Below are 18759 nucleotides of genomic sequence, written 5' to 3'. Positions count from 1 at the left end.
GACAGCTCACCACAATGGGCAAGAACAACCACAGCCATCGGCGCACCGTAGGGTGCAATGAACGAAGTGAATTGCACCGCTTGTTTGGGCAGGCTGGGTGGTGGCAAGAGCGGGGATGGCCGAAAAGAGAGAGGTGATAACGCGAACGTTCGAATACGCTGCGCTATTCGAACCTACGGACTACACCATATGCGCCACCGACTCCAGCCAGTGGGGTACTTGTTGTCGATACCACTCCAGATATTGCTGTGCCTGCGGCTTCTCTCTTCTGGTCAGCAGATTGGTGACTTCAATAATCAGCCAGCACTTGGCCATGACGAGATGGCGTAGCAACCGGTCGCCAGAGAGAAGCGAACTGTGGCGTAGATAGCGTTCAATGATGGTTTCATATTCAGCCAGCGAACCCATCCGCGGCACCAGCGGGGCCAGATCGATGGCCGGACTGCCATAACCAAATCGCTCCCAGTCAAATAACACCAGCTCACCATTGTTGCGGGTGCCCCAGTTGCCCTCATTGCTATCTCCCGAAATCAGGCATGACTCCTCGAATAGTTCGTGACCAAGTTGCTGGATATGGCGGATCTTCTCGTTTACCGCTTCCGGCAAGCAGAGTACAGAGAGCGCCTCGTTGGTGTCGACGAGCGACCAGCCGTGAGTTTTCACCGCAAAGTCGGGCTGATAGTTGGCGTTATGCAGGCTGGCCAGCTGAGCAAAGGTCTGTTCGTTGTGGTGCAACTGCGTGAGCGTGACCGGATGAGGGATCTGCTCAAGGAACAGGGTCTCCCCTTCGACCTTGAGCAGGGCAGGAGTGTTGAGTCCGCTCAAATGCAGTGCGGCGCGTTGGTAGAAATGGCGCTCGACAAGCGATGCGCCGCTTTTTCTGATACAGGGTTTGCCATCCAGCAACTGGAGATTTACCGAAGCGCCCCCCATTTTCGCCAGCTCCTGTTGCGTCATCCTCTACTCCGTTAGCTATGAGTGGTCAGGTGCGTGAGATAGCTATTTACCTCTGCCCGAGTCGTAAAACGGTGCTTGTCGTTTGGGAATCGATCAAACAGCTCGCGATGGAATTGGCGAGAGCTTTTACCGGCTCGCTGCCCATATTCAGATGCCCACACCAGCAGTTGTTGAAAGCTCTCTTCGGCGGCCACTGTATCCCGTTGTCTGGCACTTTGTGATCCACGCGATAGCAGTGAATCACGGCATACTGACCAGTCGAGATCCAGAAAGAGCACGGTATCAGCGGCATCAAGCAGTTGCTCGGCCAAGGCACCAAATACCCCTTCGACCACCCATGAGGGCTCTTGAGCAAGTGTTTGAATGGCATGATCAATCTCATGCTGGGACCGTTTTTGGTTAAAGCCGCCCGGCTGCCAGACAATGGTGTCCAGATTGACCTCGTGGATAGTTAACCCCTCAGCCAATCGAGCCGCCAACCAGCTCTTGCCCGATCCCGAGTTGCCAATAATCAGAATACGTTTCATCTATGAGTGCTCTTTTCTGGAACATCTCGTATTTTGGGCCAAACATCGTTGGTTGGAGCTGAACGAAGTGAAGCCCAACGTTTACCGCGACAATATCTTAATTGCTTACATCGACTTCAATCGCCCTTGGAAATGGTGGTAAACATCATCGTTATTAAAGCCATCCACATTCTGGCTGGAGAAAATAAGCGGGGTGACGCCTTGTGCCAGCGCCAGTTTCTGCGCTTCGACTACCAGCGTATTGATCAGCACCATGCCGGAGATGGAGGAGAAGGCGCCAGTGACCCGATCATTGACCTCGCACAGGCCATCGCCCGGCGGCACGCAGTTGTCCAGTACCAGATCGGCCAGCTCCATCAGTTTTTGGCCAGAAGGGTGACGACTCGGGTTTTGCGCCGATTGTGCCACTGAGGTAATAGCGATCACCTTGTGGCCGCGCGCTCTGGCAAGCTGGGCCCACTCGATGGGCAGAGCGTTGCGCCCCGAATTGGAGATGACCACCATCAGATCCCCCGGCGCAATCGGCTGATCCTCCCACAAAATGGCGGCAAGCCCGGGCAGTTTTTCCAGCGCCGAGCTGCGCAGGGCTCCATCGGCGGTGGTGACGGTGGAGTCGAGCACGGCGTTGATATTGCCAAGGCCACCGGCACGGATAAACCCCTCCAGCCCGACCATATGTGAGTGCCCGGTGCCCAGCATATGGATCATCTTGTTGTGAACGATGGCCTCGCTAAACCAGTGGGCCGCCTGCCGGATCCCGGCTTCGTTCTGACTGACCATGGTAGCAATGCGCGCTTGCAGTTTTTCGACGTACTCAAACATAACGGCGGGGATCCTTGTGGATTACTGGAGAGGGGGTTGTGGCCCAGGTGTCGCCAATCGGCACGCTACCGCCCCTGGACGACAGCCTCCACTCTGCTGCTGTTAACCGGCGATGTGGTGGGAGGGGATGGCGCTATGGTGGCCAGAGCGATCTCGGCAACGCCCTTCCCAATCCCGGTTGCCAAGTGAGCCATGGTAATCAAGGTGGGGGCGATGCAAAACCGGCAGCAGGTAAAAACCTGCCAAGGATCAACAAACTACTTGCTTGATGGCGGGACTTGATTCGGTTGTTTGTGTGACGGATGACAGGCTGGAGCCGTCAATACTCCAGAAACTTCTCCCCGCAGCGTTCGCAAATTAGATGTTTTACATGGGTGGTCTGGTAGGCCAGTGTTTCACCAAACGCCCAGTTGGTGATGCTGCTGGAAGTAAAGGCTTGCCAGAAGGCTTTGCGCGGATCCTTGGGCATGATGTCCTGGCTGTGATCGCGGGCGACCAGCACCACGATATGGCGGGTGCGCTCCCTGCATTTGTCACAGCGATGGATTTCACTCGGTGGATTCTGGTCGTGCGGGTTGCTCATAAAAAGGCTCGTGAAGAGAGTGGACGCCCATCATATTTCTCTTCACTTGGCACTCAATCTCTCCTTGCCGGCGCAGTGAGCAGCCTCACGTTTTGCGCTGCTGCAGGCTTGCCCAGCCAGCTCAGGCCGACTCCCGCTTTTGTAGATTGGGGGTGATGATATGGCGGTTGGGGGCGAGATCGGGTTGCTGCATCCGGGTCAGCAGGCGCCTTGCTGCCTGACGGCCGATTTCGCGGGCCGGTGAGCTGACAAAGGTGAGGGCGGGGGAGGTGAGTTCGGCCTCCGCCACGTCGTCAAAACCGAGCAGGGCCACCTGCTGGCCGATGTAGTTGTCCTTGCCCACGGTGCGGCCGCTCGCCTCGACGCCATAGATGGCGCCGAGGGCCACCTCGGGGTAGTGGCAGAGCACGGCGGTCACCTTGGGGTGCTGGTGCAGCAGTTGGGCGATGGTGTCGGCGGCGCTGCGCTGGGTGCGCTCGCACTCCAGTACCCACTCCGGTTTGAAGGGGAGGCCATATTGCAGCAGGCTGGCGCAGTAGCCGCCGATCCGCTCGGCGCGGGTGAGGGAGTCGGCCCGCCCGCCGACGTAGGCGATATGGCGGTGGCCCTGCTCGATAAGGTAGGTGGTGGCCTGCTTGGCGGCGTGGGTGTTGTCGGGGCCGATAAAGTCCACGTCATCCCGATAGTAGGAGCGGGCGGCGCACACCACCGGCAGCTCGGAATCGAGCAGGGTCTCCAGGGTTTTGGCCGCCGCGCCGCGCACCGGATTGAAGATTATGCCCGCCACCCCTTGCCGTGACAGGGAGTGGATGCTCTGCTGCAGCCGCTCCGGGCTGTGGCCGCACTGGGTCAGAAACAGCAGATAGCCCTGCTGCTCCAGCACCTCGCTCACCCCGGCGGTCACCTCGGTATAGAAGGGGTCGGTGATGTCGCGCAGGATCAGCCCCACCAGATTGGACTGCTGGCTGCGCAGGTTGGCGGCGGCGCTGTTGGGCACATAGTCGAGCTCCTTTATCGCCTGCTGCACCCGCTCGGCGGTGGCCGGCGAGATGCGCCCCTTGCCGTTGAGCACCATGGAGACGGTGGTGACCGACACTCCCGCCCGCTGGGCGACATCGGTGATCTTGGTGGCTTTGGCAGAGAGGGATTTGGGCGACATAGGGCGAACGGACGATGGACAGTTGAAAGCGAGGCTCAAGCATACCTGCTCAGATGCTCAAGTGAAACGTTACATCACCATCTGGCCGATCCGGCTCACAAATTTGGATCCTGCTGCCAGCCAGCCCCTGATTCTGTGATCCTGTCGGCACTTGTAAATTGATAAAACGTTTTATCATTCGGCAAAACCTGATGCTGACCCGCGCCTCTGCGTCGAAATTGCCACGAGCAGCCACGGGGAAAGCCGCAGACATTGCTGTCTATTCACAAGGAGCCGTTTCATGGCCAAGCCTCAAGCCAAATCAACCATCTGGGAGTTCCTGCAGAGCCTCGGCAAGACCTTTATGTTGCCGGTCGCCCTGCTGGCCTTCTCGGGCATCCTGCTCGGTGTCGGCAGCTCGCTCACCAGCGATGCGGTCAAGCAGAGCATGCCTTTCCTCGACAATACCGTGCTGCAACTGCTGTTCCTCTGGATGACCAAGGTGGGGTTGGTAGCCTTTATCTACCTGCCGGTGATGTTTGCGGTGGCCATTCCGCTCGGGCTGGCACGGGAAGAGAAGGGGGTCGCGGCCTTTGCCGGTTTCGTCGGCTATGCGGCGCTCAACCTCTCCATCAACTTCTACCTCACCGTGGCCAACGTCATCGGTGACGCAGCGGCGGAGAAGGCCTACGGGGTGAAATCGATCCTCGGCATCAGCTCCATCGACACCGGGATTCTGGGGGCCATCATCGTCGGGGTGATCGTTGCCAAATTGCACGCCCGTTTCTACACCTACAAGATGCCCGATGCGCTCGCCTTCTTCGGCGGCGCTCGCTTCGTGCCCATCATCACCGCGCTGGTGCTGGGTGTAGTCGGCTTGGTCGTGCCGTTCGTCTGGCCCTGGTTTGCTGCCGGTATCAACGGCATCGGGGCGCTGATCTCCCACGCCGGTTCCTTCGGCCCCTTCCTGTTCGGTACCGGTGAGCGTCTGCTGCTGCCGCTCGGTCTGCACCACATTCTGGTGGCGCTGATCCGCTTTACCGAAGCGGGCGGCACCCAGCTGGTATGCGGTCACGAGGTGAGCGGCGCGCTCAATATCTTCTACGCCGAGCTCTCCTGCGCCGACACTTCCGGATTCTCGGTCTCTGCCACCTCCTTCCTCTCGCAGGGCAAGATGCCTGCCTTCCTCGGCGGTCTGCCGGGTGCGGCGCTCGCCATGTATCACTGCGCCCGTCCGGAAAATCGCGGCAAGATCAAGGCGCTGCTGGTCTCTGGCGTGGTGGCCTGCGTCATCGGCGGTATCACCGAGCCGCTGGAGTTCCTGTTTCTGTTCGTGGCACCGGTACTCTACGTTATTCACGCCATCCTGACAGGTCTGGGCTTTATGACCATGGGGCTGCTTGGCGTCACCATCGGCAACACCGACGGCAACCTCATCGATTTTCTGGTGTTCGGCGTGCTGCAAGGCACCGCCACCAAGTGGTATCTGGTGCCGGTCGCGGCGGCCATCTGGTTTGCCATCTACTACAGCGTGTTCCGCTTCGCCATCGTGCGCTTTAACCTGAAGACCCCGGGCCGCGAGATTGAAACCAGCGAGGCTGCCCAGCCCGCAGGCAAGAAGGCTGGCAACAGTGGTTACAACGGTGAAATCATCCTCAACGCCCTGGGCGGCGCCGATAACATTCTGGCGCTCGATAACTGCATCACCCGCCTGCGGATGTCGGTGCAGGACATGAGCCGGGTCGATGACAAGGTACTGAAAGCAAACGGCGCCATCGGGGTGATCAAGCTCGACGAGCACAACCTGCAGGTGGTGATCGGCCCGCAGGTACATCTGGTGAAAAACCAGCTGCAGAGCCTGATGGGGGCCTGAACCGGCCAATAAGATCCGAACGGGGGGCGCAAGCCCCCCTTGTTTGCCTCTCCCAATATGCCTCCTGTTTATGGAGGGAGAAACTTCATGCACGATATTTATGACTTCGACCATGTGGTCGACCGCCACGGCACCTACTGCACCCAGTGGGACTATGTAGCCGACCGTTTTGGCCATGCCGATCTGCTCCCCTTTACCATCTCCGACATGGATTTCGAGACCGCCCCCTGCATTCGCGCAGCCCTGGCCAAGCGCCTTGAGCACGGGGTATTTGGCTACAGCCGCTGGAATCACGACGACTTCAAGGGGGCGGTGAGCGACTGGTTTGCCCACCGCTACGGCGCGAGCCTCGACCCCGAGACGCTGGTTTACGGCCCCTCGGTCATCTATGTGATTGCCCAGCTGGTGAGCCTCTGGTCGGCGCCGGGCGAAGGGGTGCTGGTGCATACCCCCGCCTATGACGCCTTCGGCAATATGCTGGCTGCCAACGACCGGGTGCTGCTGCCTTGCCCGCTCAAAAAAGCAGAGGGGAGTTACCAGATCGACTGGCAATGTTTCGAGCAGCAAGCGGCTCGTCCCGATTGCCGGATTTTGCTGCTCTGCAGCCCCCACAACCCCACCGGCCGGGTCTGGACGCGGGATGAACTCGGCCGGATGGCCGCTATCTGCCAGCGCCATGGGGTCAAGGTCATCTCGGACGACATCCATATGGATGTGAGCTTTGCCCGCTACCTGCCGTGGAGCGAGGTGGCACCGGACGATCACTGGGCGCTGGTGAGCTCGGGCTCCAAATCCTTCAATATTCCCGCCCTTGGCGGCGCCTACGCCTTTATCGCCAACGCAGCGGCGCGGGCCGCCTATCTGCAGCGGCTCAAGGCGGCCCACGGCCTCTCATCGCCGCCCATTCTCGGGGTGCTGGCCCATATCAGTGCCTATCGGGACGGCGCTACCTGGCTCGATGCCCTGAAAAACTACCTGCACGGCAACCTCGCCCATGTGGCGGCGCGGCTCAACGCCGCTTTCCCCGCCATTGACTATCGGGTGCCCGAGGGAACCTATCTCGCCTGGATTGACCTGCGCGGCCTTGGCATCGACTCCCCCGAGCGGATGGATGCGCTGCAAACCTTGCTGGTGGAGAAATACCGGGTCGCCATCATGCGCGGTGACACCTATGGCCCGGAAGGCACAGGCTATATCCGCCTCAACGTCGGCTGCCCGCGCTCGAAGGTTGACCAAGGGCTCGACGCCCTGATCGGTGCGCTGGGGGAGGTGGTGTAAGGGATATCCTGGACTAGCGATTGAGCAAGAAGACGACCTCCCCCCGGTAGTGGGGGGAGGTTGCAAGCGTTGCCTGCCACGAGGGTTCCCACTCTCCCTCCTGCACCAGGCCAACCTTGAATGGAATGGTGAGCTGCATCATTGCGGGTAGATAGGCGCTGTAACCCGGTACCGTATGTTTGCCCTGATAGGTCTGGATCACTATCTCATCAACCGGAAGGCTGTTGAGTTGTGCCACATCCCCCGTCTTGGCCCAGTCGAGCAGGCCCGTTACGCTGAGCTTGCACTCTGCCGGCAACACTTGTCGCAACTGCCGCAAAGAGGTGGCGTAACGGTTCAGTTGGCGGGTGGCTGCATCAAAGTCGATCTGAATACCCGTTACTTTGGCTCCGGCCTTGCGCCACTTCTGATACAGCCTGACCAGCAACTTTTTGTGATCGGCAGAGAGCGGCAGCGTATTCACTCTCACCACAAGCCAGAGTTGTTCGGTCTGAAGTGGTGTTGGAGCGCGCCCCAGTTTGATAAAACGGGGGCCGGATGGCCTGTTCAGGATCTCCCCCTGATGCAAATAGAGGGTGGTTGCCTGTGCCAGGACTGGCTGATGCCGTGTGGCAGACCAGAGCCAGAATGCGTGATAGCTGCTGGCATCGACACTTGCCTTAAGTGGCGCAGCAAGTGTCGATAACAGAATTAACAGGCTAGGCCCGAGGGGTTGCGGCATGGTTTACCAGTAGTATTTGAGTGATTTGGCCCATACCGAGTTGCCATAACGCTGCTTGAGCGTGTTGAACCAGGTTTGCCGCATGCTCTTGGGGATCTCCTGAGAGTCACACCCGTTGTTGCCTGATGGTGCGTAGCAGTTGATGGCTCTGTAAAGGGCATAACTCTTGTCTTCGGGCTCTGCTTTAGGGTTGGCCATGACTGCCTGATATAGTTTGAGCCTGCTTGGCGCGGTGGCTGACTCAGGTTTTGGCAATCCCCAAACCATCTCTTTTCCTTGCCACAAATTGATCTGGGGATCCTTGCTGCGCAGATATTCACCCAGGCAGTTGAGTGCATGTCCATCTCCGGGGCGCTGCAGCAGTGTGCCGAGAGTGGAGGTCAAATCACGGCAGTAATAGTCCTGCGGTGTGCCTTCACCTCCCCACTTGAATGCTGACAGGGGCACATCACCGTTGGGTACCGGTTGCCACGGCTCATCCTTGGGTGGGGTAGCCTCCTTGTAGTCGGCCGGAATAAGTGTCACGTCTTTCAGGAATGTTGCGTAATCCTCTGCAATCAGGTCTCTCACCAGCAGGGTATGCAGGGCGATTTGTCTTTCCAAGGCGCTTGTGGCCTGCCGAGCCTGCTGACGAAGCAAGTCCGGATCGGCCGACTGTTTTAACACGACGGTGCGGATCCGCAACTGAGTGACAGGGCTCTCTTTGCTGAAAATGGCCGCAGTATTGCCGGTACGCACCCACTGATCTGCCAACATGTTCTCCACATATGCCTGTTGGGCTTGAGTAAGAGGTGCCGCTACCAGCGTCATCAGGGCTTGCTCTGCCTGGTCAAACGCCTTCATTCCTTGCTGTGCCCAGATTCGCAGCAACTGGCGGCTGAACGCCAGGGTTGATGCGTTTTGTCCTTCTGTTTTGGGTAACAGCGCCAGCACAGCGTCAAACTGTTGGTTCTGCAGCAATCGATAAGCTTGCAGATAGGTGGCTTCTTCTGTTTTACCCATCTCTTGCAGCTGTTTGATGGCGTCATCGAGCTGCTCGTTACTCCAGTTGCGTTTCTGGTCATAGCCAGTTCTGAGGCCACGCAGTGCATTGATAAACAGCAGCTCAGGCTGGGTTTTATCCTCGTAGGCGAGTTCATTGCGATAGGCGTCAGCGCTCAGCAAAGAGAGATCTATTTCGTTAACCAGCGCCTCAAGTTCCGGCAGGGAGTGGTCAGCGGCTATCGCTTCGCTATAGGTATCGCGTAATGAAGCCTGATCACCCGCCATCCAGTTGATGCGTCTGAACATACCCTTGGTCGAGCTGACGTAACGTCCTTGCGGATAGGCGGCCAGATACGCCTGCCCCTGCGTCATGGCCTGTTTCAGCGCCTCTTTATCACTCTTGGTAAAATCGGTATCACCATACTCGCTCTGTGCATCTTTCACCGCTGCATTAAGGTGTGTTCGCATCACCATATAGTTCGCGGTTTCGGCAACCCACTGCGCTTTTGCCCCTTGCAGAGCCATAAAGCCGGTCAATGCCTCGGAGAAATGACCTTGGTAGAAGTGGCGTGCCGCATCCAGATAAGCCTGCCACTCCCTGGCAGACTCGCTCATTGTGACGTCGGAAGACTGGGGGCTATCTTCCTGCTGACCAAGGAGCTGTAAGCGGGTTTTGAGCAGAAGCGTGCGCTCGGTAGATGACAGGTCGCTCTGCTCAAGGGCATCAAGAAATTGACTGACAGATTGCAGCGAGTTGGAAATGGCTCGGCCGTAAAGGGCATCCCGACCAGCATAGTGTTCCAGCAAAGCCGGGAACGAGGCGTCATGGGCTGTGAGCCGGCTAACCAGCTGTTCACGCAGTTCCGGGCTTTCCATCTCGTCGGGAAGTGGCAGGCGTTGCAGAGAGAAGAGCTCCATATCGCGTTCGTTGGCCGGATCGGCCGGAAGCATAAAGGGGAGGGAGAGTCGCTGCTTGTCAGCCAGCAGCATCAGCAAGTTGCTCTTGGTGTCATTGTCGGAAAGGAATATTGGATAGGCTGGCAATGGACAATCTGTCAGCCAAAAACTGCACCCGTCTTGGTCGAATGAGGCAACCGAAGGAAAAGCAGCAAGCGTGAGTGCCAGTGCCGAACAGTATTTCAAGATCTTCATAAGAGGCGGTATCCACTATCTGCCGAGTGACAACTCCTTGAATCACGAGCCAAGAAGCCTGAAGCACAATGGCTGGCAATAGTACGTAAATGGGCTGCAATCGACAACCTAACAGTGATTGACGGGGGGGCATCAAGCAGATGACAACAACGGGGCCATCAGTGATGGCCCCGTTCTTTTGGCTGGTTTGTTGGACAGGAACGTCCTGTCAGAGCGTCAACAGTTGTGCCTCGATATGGCTCCAGTGAGCGAAGGCATTGTTGTCGCCATAAAGGCGCGCCAGACCTTCGGCAAAGCTCTCCTCCAGTCCCGGTTCGTAGTTCCCTTTTGGGCCCGCCTGCTGAAAGTAGGCATCCCCCAGTTTGTGGTAGTCGTTGTACCAGGCCGCATAGAAAGAGCTGTCCTGACTCAGGTTGGCACCTGTGGTGCTGGCGCCCACCAGACGATCGATGGAGTGGCCAAATTCGTGCAACACCAGATTGGCCGAGCCGTGGTGGCTACCCACTTGCCATTTGCCCGAGCGATCCTGTTCCATGGCGATAACGGTCTCTTTACTGCCGCCGAAGGCACCGACGCCCGGCAGCTTGTCCCACCCGCCACCACCATGACCACGGGCGCTCGTTCCGGCCAGATGGGTATGGTAGGTGGTCACATTGTCATGGGTGACCCGGATCGTCAGCCCTTCGGCATCGGCCTGCTTGAGCAGGTTCATGGGCAGCTTGGCCAGTTCGATGGCAACGGCGCGGGCTGCCTGACTGTCGACCGGGCTCTTGGCGTTGAGCGTGACCATGGTGATGGCTTGCTGGAAGCGGGCCACTTCGCCGGAGTTGAGCAGTTGGCCGATGGTCTCGATATGGCGCGGAGTCAGCATCCCCTTGCTGTGCATGAAAGAGGGGAGTTTCTCGTCGAGCAGGGCGAGCGTTTGCTCACCATGTTGCCGGGTGATGGCGTTGCGCAGCTGCTCATGGGTGCGAATATCGGGGGCGAGCCCCTGAGCGCGGGTAGCTGAGGCGAGCTGCTGTTTGCGCAGGTCGGCGACTTGCTGCAACTCTTGCGAGCGTTCGCTCTGGTGCCGGGCCCCGAGGGTGAGTTCGTTGTGCAGCTGACGCACATCCGCCACCGTCACTTTGCCGCTATCTGCCTGTACGCTGCGCAGCAGGCTGCCAGCCTCTTCCGTGCTCATGCCATATTCCCGGCTCATGGCGGTGATCACCTGGGCAATGGCGGCGTCCCGGTGAGCCAGCCTGTGGCTCTCGACGGAGATCAGCCCCTTGCCCTCCTTGAGGTAGAGATTGCCATTGCTGGCGCGCAGCTCCTGCTGGCTGCCGGCGGAGGATAAGTGGAGGTCACGATAGAGTGACGTCAATGAGGTCGCTGAGGTGGTATTCATGAGTTATCCCTTGATGGCAGACAGCATATTAAGAGAGCCGGGTTCGGAGAGGGTTGGCTGGCACGGCGCAAGCAGCCGCAACTGCCACTCCCGTACCAGTTGCAGGAAGTTGAGGGTCACGCTGGCCAGTGCATCGGCATCTGCGATGGCGACCGGTAACTGCATCAGCAGGCGCTGGTTGCCGGTCAATCCCATCACCATGCCTCCCGTAGTGGTCAGCAGGCCGTTATAGCTGAGCAGCAGCGGCATCCAGCGGGGATCCAGCTCCCGGTCATCGGGGCGGCAAGCCAGCACAAGGCCGGTGTCGGTTCGGGTGATTTGCAGGGCGAGGCCATCCGTGGCAAGCAGCAGCCACTCGTCGGCAGAGAGCTGATTGAGCTGGTCGGCATCGAGCTGCCGGGCAAGCCGGGTCAGTATAGTATCGAGATCCATGCACATCTCTGGGTTGATGATTGTGATGCACAGGATCGCAAAAAGAGGGATCGGCCGGATATTAACCCGGGTCGCGGTTTTTTAGGTGACGCGCTCTGGTGATCTCCCGCAAGGGGTTACCACTGCGGCCCTTCGCTCTGGCGCCACTGCTCCAGCCAGCGCAGTACCTCGGCGGTCGCTTCGATCTGGTCGGCGGGGATGTAGTTGTTGATCAGCGCATCGCGATAGAGGGCGCGGGCCAGCGGGATGCGCTGCAGCACCGGAATACCCTCCTCTTCGGCAATCTTGCGCACCAGCAGTGCCTGGGCATCGGTGAACTTGAGGGTGACCACCGGCAGCGGGGTTTCTCCCCGCTCGTAGCGAATGCCGATGGCGATATGGGTCGGGTTGGCGACGATGACCGAGGAGCGCTTCACATCGGCGCGCATGTTGCTCGATTGCAGCTCTTGATGGAACTGGCGGCGCTTGCTTTTGATCTCCGGGCTCCCCTCCATCTCCTTGTACTCCCGCTTCACCTCGTCCTTGCTCATCTTGAGCTGCTTGATGTGCTGGTAGTGTTCGAAGGCGTAATCGGCGATGGCGATCACCACAAACCCCATGGCGCAGACCGCCATCAGCTGGCCCAGCATGCCCCCCAGTACCGGAGTGATGCAGCTCATGCCGCAGCCGGGCAGTTGCAGCATCGCCTGCAGGTTGCCCTCGATGGTGACCCATACCAGCAGGCTCAGGAGGCTCACCTTGAGCAGGGATTTGACGAACTCCATCAGGCTCTTGATGGAGAAGATCTTCTTGGCCCCCTCCACCGGATTGACATGCTTGATGTCGGGCTTGATCGACTCGCCACTCAGCAGAAAACCGTACTGGGCGATATGGGAGGCGAGCACCACCAGCGCCGACACCGCCAGGATCGGGATGCAGAGGTAGGCCATCTCCTGCATCAGGTTCTCCACCACATGGTTGAGGGCCTGGGCAAAGGGGAGGTTGAGGTGGGATTCCGGGATCAGCATCAGCTTGCCCAGATGTTCGAGGTAGTAGTCGGACATCGCCATCAGCATACCCACCAGACTGAGGATGATGGCGGTGGAGACCACCTCCTTGCTCTTTACCACCTGCCCCTTCTTGCGGGCATCGCGCAATTTTTTGGCGGTGGGCTGTTCGGTCTTCTCGCCGCTCATCGCGCCTCCAGAATGGGGGCCAGCAGTTGCAGCGGATCCATCACCGCCAGCACCTGGCGGTAGGCGTGATCCATCATCAGCTTGATGTAGATGACCAGCAGCAGGCTGGCGACGGCGCTTTTTATCGGCATCGCCAGTACGAAGACGTTGAGGGAGGGGGCGAAGCGGCTGATAAGGGCCAGCCCGAACTCTGCCAGAAACATGGCGATCAGCAGGGGGGCCGCCAGCAGGGCGCAGAGCAGCAGCATCTGGCTGAACTGGCTGTAGAAAAAGCTCACCCAGAGATCTCCGATAGCGGGAAAGAAACGGGTCACCGGCCAGCTGGCATAGCTCTGGAACAGGGCCGAGAGCAGGGCGAGAAAGGCGCCGCCGGAAAAGAAGAGGGTGATCAGGGTCTGGGTCAGCAGCAGACCGGTGGGGCTGGTCTGGCTGGCGAGGCTCGGGTTGAACAGGGATGCCATGGCCGCGCCGCGCTGGTTATCCACCAGAAAGCCGCTCGCCTCGACGGCCCAGAAGGGGATGGCGGCGACAAAGCCGATCAGCAGGCCGAGCAGCACCTCCTTGGCTACCAAGAGCGCCAGATCGAGGGCATCGATGGCGGGAGGCAGGGTGTCGGCCACCATGGGGTAGGCGAACAGCGCCAGCGAGCAGACCACGCCGTTGCGGATCATCGCCCCCCCCAGCATCAGCTTGCTCAGTACCGGCAGCATGACGAAGCAGCTGATAAAGCGTGGCAGCAGCAGGGTGTAGGCCAGCATCTGGCCCTGCAGGCTCTCGAGGGTCATTGGATCTGCGGCACCTTGAGCAGCACCATGTCGGCAAAGCTGTAGAGCTCGTTGCCAAGCCAGGCGGTGGTGGCAAACAGGGTGATCACCACGGCGATGAGCTTGGCGACAAAGCCCAGGGTCTGCTCCTGGATCTGGGTCAGCGCCTGCAGCAGAGAGACAAGGGTGCCCACCAGTGCCGCCACCAGCACCGGCGGCATCGAGAGGATCAGCACCAGCCAGAGGGTCTGGCTGGTGAAGTGGAGAATATCGGCGTGACTCATCCTAGCCTCCGTAACTGGTGACCAGCCCGTGGGTGAGGCGGGCCCAGCCATCGAGCAGCACGAACAGCAGCAGCTTGAAGGGGAGCGAGATGGTCATGGGGGAGACCATCATCATCCCCATCGCCAGCAGAATGTTGGAGATGATGAGGTCGATGGCGATAAAGGGCAGATAGATGAGAAACCCGATCTCGAATGCGCGGCTCAGCTCGCTCACGGTAAAGGCGGGCAGCAGGATCAGCAGGCTGTCGGGCTCCAGCCGGTCGGCATATTCGCTGGGCCAGAGCTGCTTGGTGCTGTCGATGAAGAAGGCGTGCTCCCGCGGCTTGATCTGCTTTTTCAGAAAGGCGCGGTAGGGGGCCATCCCCTCGTCGAGAAACTTCTCCACCGACTCGGACTTGGCCAGCGATACCTCGTTCTGGCGCAGGTAATCCTGGGTGGCAAAACCGACCGGTGCCATCACATAGATGCTGAGGATGATGGCCAACCCGTACATCGCCATGTTGGGGGGGATCTGCTGCACCCCGAGGGCGTTGCGCAGCAGCGAGAAGACCACCGCCAGCTTGACGAAGGAGGTGGCCATCACCGCGATAAAGGGGAGCAGGGCCAGCAGCGCCAGCCCGACGATAAGGTTTAGCTCGTCCGGCAGCTGGATCATGACGGCGACTCGCTCTTGAGGCTTTCGACCCGCACCCCGAGTCGTCCCTGGATCTCCACCAGCCGGCCCACTCCCAGCGAATGGCCGTTGCTGATGATCCGCACCTCGCCATCGATGGGGGCGCCGAGATCGATAAGTGAGCCCGGTTGCAGGGTGGTGAGGGTGTGCCAGTCCAGGGTCTGGCGGCCCACTTCAAAGGTGACCTGCACCGGCAGGTGCTCAAGCATAGTGGCATCGAGGGCATCATCGGGGGCGGCGTTGTGCATGGCGGTCAGTTCCAGATGTTGTGGATGGGGTTGGCAGTAGGCATAGGGGCGTCCCTCGATGCAGAGCAGCAGCTGCTGGCCGAGCCGAGGGTGGGGCGGCGGCAGCAGCACATCGCCACAGGTCAGTGTCTCGAGCTCGCCGATGGCAACGCCCATCGCCCCCCACTGCAAGGAGAGGGTGAGAGGGAGCGCCAGGCGTTGCTGGCCGGGTCGCGCAGGCAATTTGCCAAGCAGTGGGCACGGCTCGGCCAGCCAGAGGGCGAGGGTTGCTCCCTCCCGCTTGAGCAGCAGTTGCAGCGCGGCCTCACCGGCCGCTTCGCAGGGGGTGTTCGGTATCAGCGCCGAGCAGCTGAGGCCGCCAAGGGGTTGCCCGAGGCGCTCGATCAGCGCCAGTTGCAGCGATGCTGGCAGACTGAACAGGGCCGCCTGTTGCAGGTCTGGCGCAAGCCAGCGGGCCAGCTCGGCGTCATGGCAAAACAGCGGCAGGGAGAGCCCCTGCCACTGCAGTTGCAACCGGCAGTCGAGGGTCGCCGGCAGCGGCGCGATGGCGAGCGTCAGCTCGCCACCACTCCAGGCATAGTGGTGGCGGCACTGGCTGAGCCGCTGCTGCAGAGTCAGCTCCGCCGCCGAGGCAGAGGGAAAGGCTATCGATGTCATGCGTCGGCATCCCACTCGTCATAGATGGATCGTTTCTGGCGCGACCCCTGTTCGCTGTCGCCCCGGGTAAAGAGGTCAAAGGCGACCCGCTCGCCGGGGTAGAGCCGTTGCAGGCGGTCGATCAGCTCGCCGCGTCCCTGATTGAGCAGCTGGGAACCCTGTTCGCTGGCCAGCATCTCCACCTGCAGCGAGCCCTGATGGTGCTCGATGCGGATGGCAAGCGCCCCGAGCGCGGGCAGGGTGAGCTGGAGCATGGGGGGACGCTCCGGGCGACCCAGCTCAAGGTGAATATCCACCGCCAGTCGGCTGAGTAGTTGACCCAGCTCGTGATGATCGACGCGGGGGGCAACCCGTGCCAACAGCAGATCCCCCGGTGTTGCCGCGAGAGGGGGAACCCGGATGGCCGAGCTGGCAAAGCTCTCTTGCGCAAGCAACTCCTCTTCGCTGGTCGCAGGTAGCTGTTCGGTAGGCTCGTCTGCTATCTGCAGCCGCTCCCCCACCTCAAACAGGGCGGTCAGCTCGCTCTGCTCCTGCAGCATGTGGCTATCGGTCAGCTGGCTGCTCTCCATTGGCTGTTCACTCTGCTCTCGTTTGATGAGTGCTTCGGTTGGCATAGCCAGTGGCAGGTCAACGGGATGTTCATCGACACGCTCTTGAGTGCTAGAGTCGGCAGCGTCGGGTCGTCTGTCGCTATTGGCCAGAGGGAGGCGCTCCATTGGTAGCTCTGCGGTATTTTCATCAAAGCACTCTTTGGTCTCAGGCTCGGTTGCGCTCAGCAACTCACGACCGCCAGCGACATCACGCGGTAACATCCAGGCCAGAGCAGCGGGTGCTGTCTCACGCCCTTGCTGCGCAGTGGGAGCCTGCATGTCTTCACGTATCTGTGGCAAGGTTGCGGGGAGCGGCTGGAGTTCCTGCCGATCGTTTCCCTCCTGCTTGTCATGCTGGGTTTTGCTGCGCGGGGCCGGGTGTGTCAGCTTTCTCTCCGCCAGCTCCTTCTCCTTGTCCGCCGCTTTGTTGCTGGCAAGGGGGACATCCTGCTTTGTCCGGCGGTGCTCATCCCGTTTGCCGATGGGGTTGCCGGTCAGCGCTTTGTGGTCCCGTGCTCTCTTCTGTTGTGCGGACTCGAGGCGCAGAGCCTGCTCGAAGCGCTGCTGCTGCGCCAGATCCGCCTTGTGCGGTTCGCGCGGCAAGCCTTGCTGTTCGTCAGCAACCCGGGGTTCTGCGCGGGGGACGGTGAGTCGGTTCATCTCTGGTTACATCCTGATCTGCTGGCGGAACTCTTCCTGTTCCTGCTCTTCGTTGTAGTCGCGCAGTGCTTGCTGTGAGGCCAGCTCCTGACGGTGTAATTCGGCAAATTTCTGTTGCTGCTGGCGGGCGCGGTGTACCGCCTGCTGGCGCTCCTGCAAGCGGATGCGCTCTTCAGCCACCCGTTCGCCCTGTTCGGCGGCCAGTTGCTCAAGGTGGGCCTCTTTCTCCCGCAGCAGGGCAACCTGTTGTTGCCACGCCTTGAGCCCCTTGCGATCGAGTTGCTCCGCCTGACAGATGGCAAATAGCCGATCTTCTTCGGCCTGGCGCCACTGGCGGTAGTCGAGACTCTTCTGCTCCGCTTCGCGCTGGCGGATGCGGGCGAGTTGCAGCCGGGCCTGTTGCGCGGCGAGCTGTTGCTCGGCTCGCTCCAGCCGCAGGTCTTTGATCCGTTGCAGGCGGCCAATCATCGGGTCAGCGCCTCCAGGGTGGCGAGCGCCTCGGGCAGTGAACTCGGCTCATGGGTGCCCTGTTTCAGCCACTGGCGAATGGCCTCGATACGGGTGATCGCCTCGTCGGCCACCTTGTCCTGCCCCTTCTGGTATTCGCCGATCTGCAGCAGCAGTTCGACCTCTTCGTACTTGGCCAGCCAACTGCGTAGGCGACCGGCTTGCGCTTGATGCCCGGGCGCGATGATTTGGTTCATCACCCGACTGGCAGAGCGCAGTACGTCGATGGCTGGGTAGTGGTTGGCCGCCGCCAGCTTGCGCGAGAGGATGATGTGGCCATCGAGGATCGAGCGGGTCTCGTCAGCCACTGGCTCGGTCATATCATCCCCCTCCACCAGCACGGTATAGAGGGCGGTGATGGAGCCCTTGTCCGACTGACCGGCCCGCTCCATCAGGCGGGGCAGGGCGGCAAACACCGAGGGTGGATAGCCCCGTCGGGTCGGCGGTTCGCCGGCGGCCAGACCAATCTCGCGCTGGGCACGGGCAAAGCGGGTGACGGAATCCATCAACAGCAACACCCGCTTGCCCTGATCCCGGAAATATTCGGCGATGGAGGTGGCGACAAAGCCCGCCTTGGCGCGCTCCATGGCGGGGCGATCCGAGGTGGCCACCACCAGCACCGCCTTCTTGAGCCCCTCTTCCCCCAGATCTGCCTCGATAAACTCCCGCACCTCGCGGCCCCGTTCGCCGATCAGCGCCAGCACGGTGACATCCACCTCGGCGCTGCGAATAAGCGACGCCAGCAGGGTACTTTTGCCGCCGCCGGCGGCCGCGAAAATCCCCATCCGTTGCCCCTCGCCACAGGTGAGCAGACCGTCGATGGCGCGAATGCCCAGCGAAATGGGCTGCTCAATCCGCTTGCGACTCATGGGGGCGGGGGCATCACGATAGACCGGATACCAGGCCGCTGGCTCCTGCTGCTGGCCGCCGCCAAAGGGGTTGCCAAGGCCATCGAGCACCTGACCGAGCAGGTGCTCACCGACTCCGACCTGATGCATGGCACCGGTCGGGCTCACCTCGGTGTTGGAGGAGATGCCGAACATCTCCCCCAGCGGGGTGAGCAGCGCCTGATGCTGGGCAAAGCCGATCACCTCCGCCTGCAGGGAGAGAGTGTTGTCGGGATTGCGCAGATGGCAGAGCTCGCCGATGCGCACGCCGGGCACCACCGCCTTGAGCAGGGTGCCGGTCACCTGGGTGACCCGGCCGCGGATCTGGATCAGGCGGCACTCGTCGATGGCGTGACGCAGCTGGCCGGGAATGTGATCGAGGGAGAGGGACATCGGGAGATCTGCACCATTAAAAACGGTGGCCACTATAGGCGATGGGGGCGCGCGGGGATTTCAG

The 18759-nt window shown here is 60.5% G+C and carries 20 protein-coding genes; 3 read left to right on the top strand and 17 right to left on the bottom strand.

Annotated features, from left to right (window positions below):
- Nucleotides 1–180 precede the first annotated feature (180 nt).
- The 3 genes from WE862_RS18960 to WE862_RS18950 all read right to left on the bottom strand — a co-directional run bounded on the left by WE862_RS18960 (nt 181) and on the right by WE862_RS18950 (nt 2306).
- Nucleotides 181–957, bottom strand: coding sequence for a phosphotransferase family protein (locus tag WE862_RS18960; protein WP_042031520.1), 777 nt, complete (start codon nt 955–957; stop codon nt 181–183).
- 11 nt (nt 958–968) lie between these two features.
- On the bottom strand, nt 969–1484 hold the full coding sequence (locus tag WE862_RS18955) for an ATPase AAA (RefSeq protein WP_042031518.1): 516 nt from the start codon (nt 1482–1484) through the stop codon (nt 969–971).
- Between the two features lie 105 nt (nt 1485–1589).
- Nucleotides 1590–2306, bottom strand: a complete 717-nt coding sequence (locus WE862_RS18950) for a sugar isomerase domain-containing protein (RefSeq protein ID WP_042031517.1) — start codon at nt 2304–2306, stop codon at nt 1590–1592.
- 36 nt (nt 2307–2342) lie between these two features.
- Between WE862_RS18950 and WE862_RS18945 the strand changes: the two genes are divergently transcribed.
- The gene (locus tag WE862_RS18945; protein WP_156128731.1) at nt 2343–2495 is read left to right on the top strand and encodes a hypothetical protein; all 153 of its coding nucleotides are present in this window, start codon (nt 2343–2345) and stop codon (nt 2493–2495) included.
- Nucleotides 2496–2625: 130 nt separating this feature from the next.
- On the opposite strand, the gene WE862_RS18940 is transcribed toward WE862_RS18945, so the two are convergent.
- Both WE862_RS18940 and WE862_RS18935 read right to left on the bottom strand, forming a co-directional pair.
- Nucleotides 2626–2889 carry a hypothetical protein gene (locus tag WE862_RS18940; protein WP_005334591.1) on the bottom strand — a complete coding sequence of 88 codons (264 nt, stop codon included), beginning with the start codon at nt 2887–2889 and terminating at the stop codon, nt 2626–2628.
- Between the two features lie 121 nt (nt 2890–3010).
- Nucleotides 3011–4048, bottom strand: a complete 1038-nt coding sequence (locus WE862_RS18935) for a Mal regulon transcriptional regulator MalI (protein WP_042031516.1) — start codon at nt 4046–4048, stop codon at nt 3011–3013.
- 280 nt (nt 4049–4328) lie between these two features.
- On the opposite strand from WE862_RS18935, the gene malX reads away from it, so the two are divergent.
- Complete coding sequence (gene malX, locus WE862_RS18930) at nt 4329–5900, top strand: maltose/glucose-specific PTS transporter subunit IIBC (protein WP_042031514.1); 1572 nt, start codon at nt 4329–4331, stop codon at nt 5898–5900.
- Nucleotides 5901–5987: 87 nt separating this feature from the next.
- Nucleotides 5988–7178 carry a MalY/PatB family protein gene (locus WE862_RS18925; RefSeq protein WP_042031513.1) on the top strand — a complete coding sequence of 397 codons (1191 nt, stop codon included), beginning with the start codon at nt 5988–5990 and terminating at the stop codon, nt 7176–7178.
- A 13-nt stretch (nt 7179–7191) separates the two neighbouring features.
- Here the strand turns inward: WE862_RS18925 and WE862_RS18920 are convergent, their stop codons facing one another.
- From WE862_RS18920 to ascN, 12 genes are all read right to left on the bottom strand, one after another.
- Nucleotides 7192–7641 (bottom strand): DUF3142 domain-containing protein, encoded by a 450-nt coding sequence (locus WE862_RS18920; RefSeq protein ID WP_339058663.1) that lies wholly within the window; start codon nt 7639–7641, stop codon nt 7192–7194.
- Between the two features lie 261 nt (nt 7642–7902).
- Complete coding sequence (locus WE862_RS18915; RefSeq protein ID WP_156128730.1) at nt 7903–10035, bottom strand: hypothetical protein; 2133 nt, start codon at nt 10033–10035, stop codon at nt 7903–7905.
- Between the two features lie 208 nt (nt 10036–10243).
- Nucleotides 10244–11425 (bottom strand): anthrax toxin lethal factor-related metalloendopeptidase, encoded by a 1182-nt coding sequence (locus tag WE862_RS18910; RefSeq protein WP_052448118.1) that lies wholly within the window; start codon nt 11423–11425, stop codon nt 10244–10246.
- 3 nt (nt 11426–11428) lie between these two features.
- Nucleotides 11429–11857: a type III secretion system chaperone gene (locus tag WE862_RS18905; RefSeq protein WP_042031510.1), complete on the bottom strand. Its 429-nt coding sequence runs from the start codon at nt 11855–11857 to the stop codon at nt 11429–11431.
- A 116-nt stretch (nt 11858–11973) separates the two neighbouring features.
- A complete protein-coding gene (ascU, locus tag WE862_RS18900) occupies nt 11974–13032 on the bottom strand; it encodes a SctU family type III secretion system export apparatus subunit AscU (RefSeq protein WP_042031509.1) in 1059 nt (352 codons plus the stop codon).
- The gene (gene sctT, locus WE862_RS18895; protein ID WP_042031508.1) at nt 13029–13817 is read right to left on the bottom strand and encodes a type III secretion system export apparatus subunit SctT; all 789 of its coding nucleotides are present in this window, start codon (nt 13815–13817) and stop codon (nt 13029–13031) included. Before sctT ends, ascU begins: the two co-directional genes overlap by 4 nt.
- Nucleotides 13814–14080, bottom strand: coding sequence for a SctS family type III secretion system export apparatus subunit AscS (ascS, locus tag WE862_RS18890; RefSeq protein ID WP_033113185.1), 267 nt, complete (start codon nt 14078–14080; stop codon nt 13814–13816). The genes sctT and ascS overlap by 4 nt, the downstream gene beginning before the upstream one ends.
- A gap of 1 nt (nt 14081) precedes the next feature.
- Complete coding sequence (gene ascR / locus WE862_RS18885) at nt 14082–14735, bottom strand: SctR family type III secretion system export apparatus subunit AscR (RefSeq protein WP_029302711.1); 654 nt, start codon at nt 14733–14735, stop codon at nt 14082–14084.
- Nucleotides 14732–15658 (bottom strand): type III secretion system cytoplasmic ring protein SctQ, encoded by a 927-nt coding sequence (gene sctQ / locus WE862_RS18880; protein WP_042031507.1) that lies wholly within the window; start codon nt 15656–15658, stop codon nt 14732–14734. Before sctQ ends, ascR begins: the two co-directional genes overlap by 4 nt.
- On the bottom strand, nt 15655–16908 hold the full coding sequence (locus WE862_RS18875; protein WP_225628350.1) for a type III secretion system needle length determinant: 1254 nt from the start codon (nt 16906–16908) through the stop codon (nt 15655–15657). Before WE862_RS18875 ends, sctQ begins: the two co-directional genes overlap by 4 nt.
- Before the next feature lie 6 nt (nt 16909–16914).
- Nucleotides 16915–17376 (bottom strand): type III secretion system stalk subunit SctO, encoded by a 462-nt coding sequence (gene sctO, locus WE862_RS18870; RefSeq protein WP_042031506.1) that lies wholly within the window; start codon nt 17374–17376, stop codon nt 16915–16917.
- Nucleotides 17373–18695: a SctN family type III secretion system ATPase AscN gene (gene ascN / locus WE862_RS18865; RefSeq protein WP_033113180.1), complete on the bottom strand. Its 1323-nt coding sequence runs from the start codon at nt 18693–18695 to the stop codon at nt 17373–17375. The genes sctO and ascN overlap by 4 nt, the downstream gene beginning before the upstream one ends.
- Nucleotides 18696–18759 lie beyond the last annotated feature (64 nt).

This window comes from Aeromonas jandaei (assembly GCF_037890695.1).
In the GTDB taxonomy this organism is placed as follows: domain Bacteria; phylum Pseudomonadota; class Gammaproteobacteria; order Enterobacterales; family Aeromonadaceae; genus Aeromonas; species Aeromonas jandaei.
The sequence above is the reverse complement of the archived record's forward strand: the minus strand, read 5'-3'. Positions and strand labels throughout refer to the sequence as shown.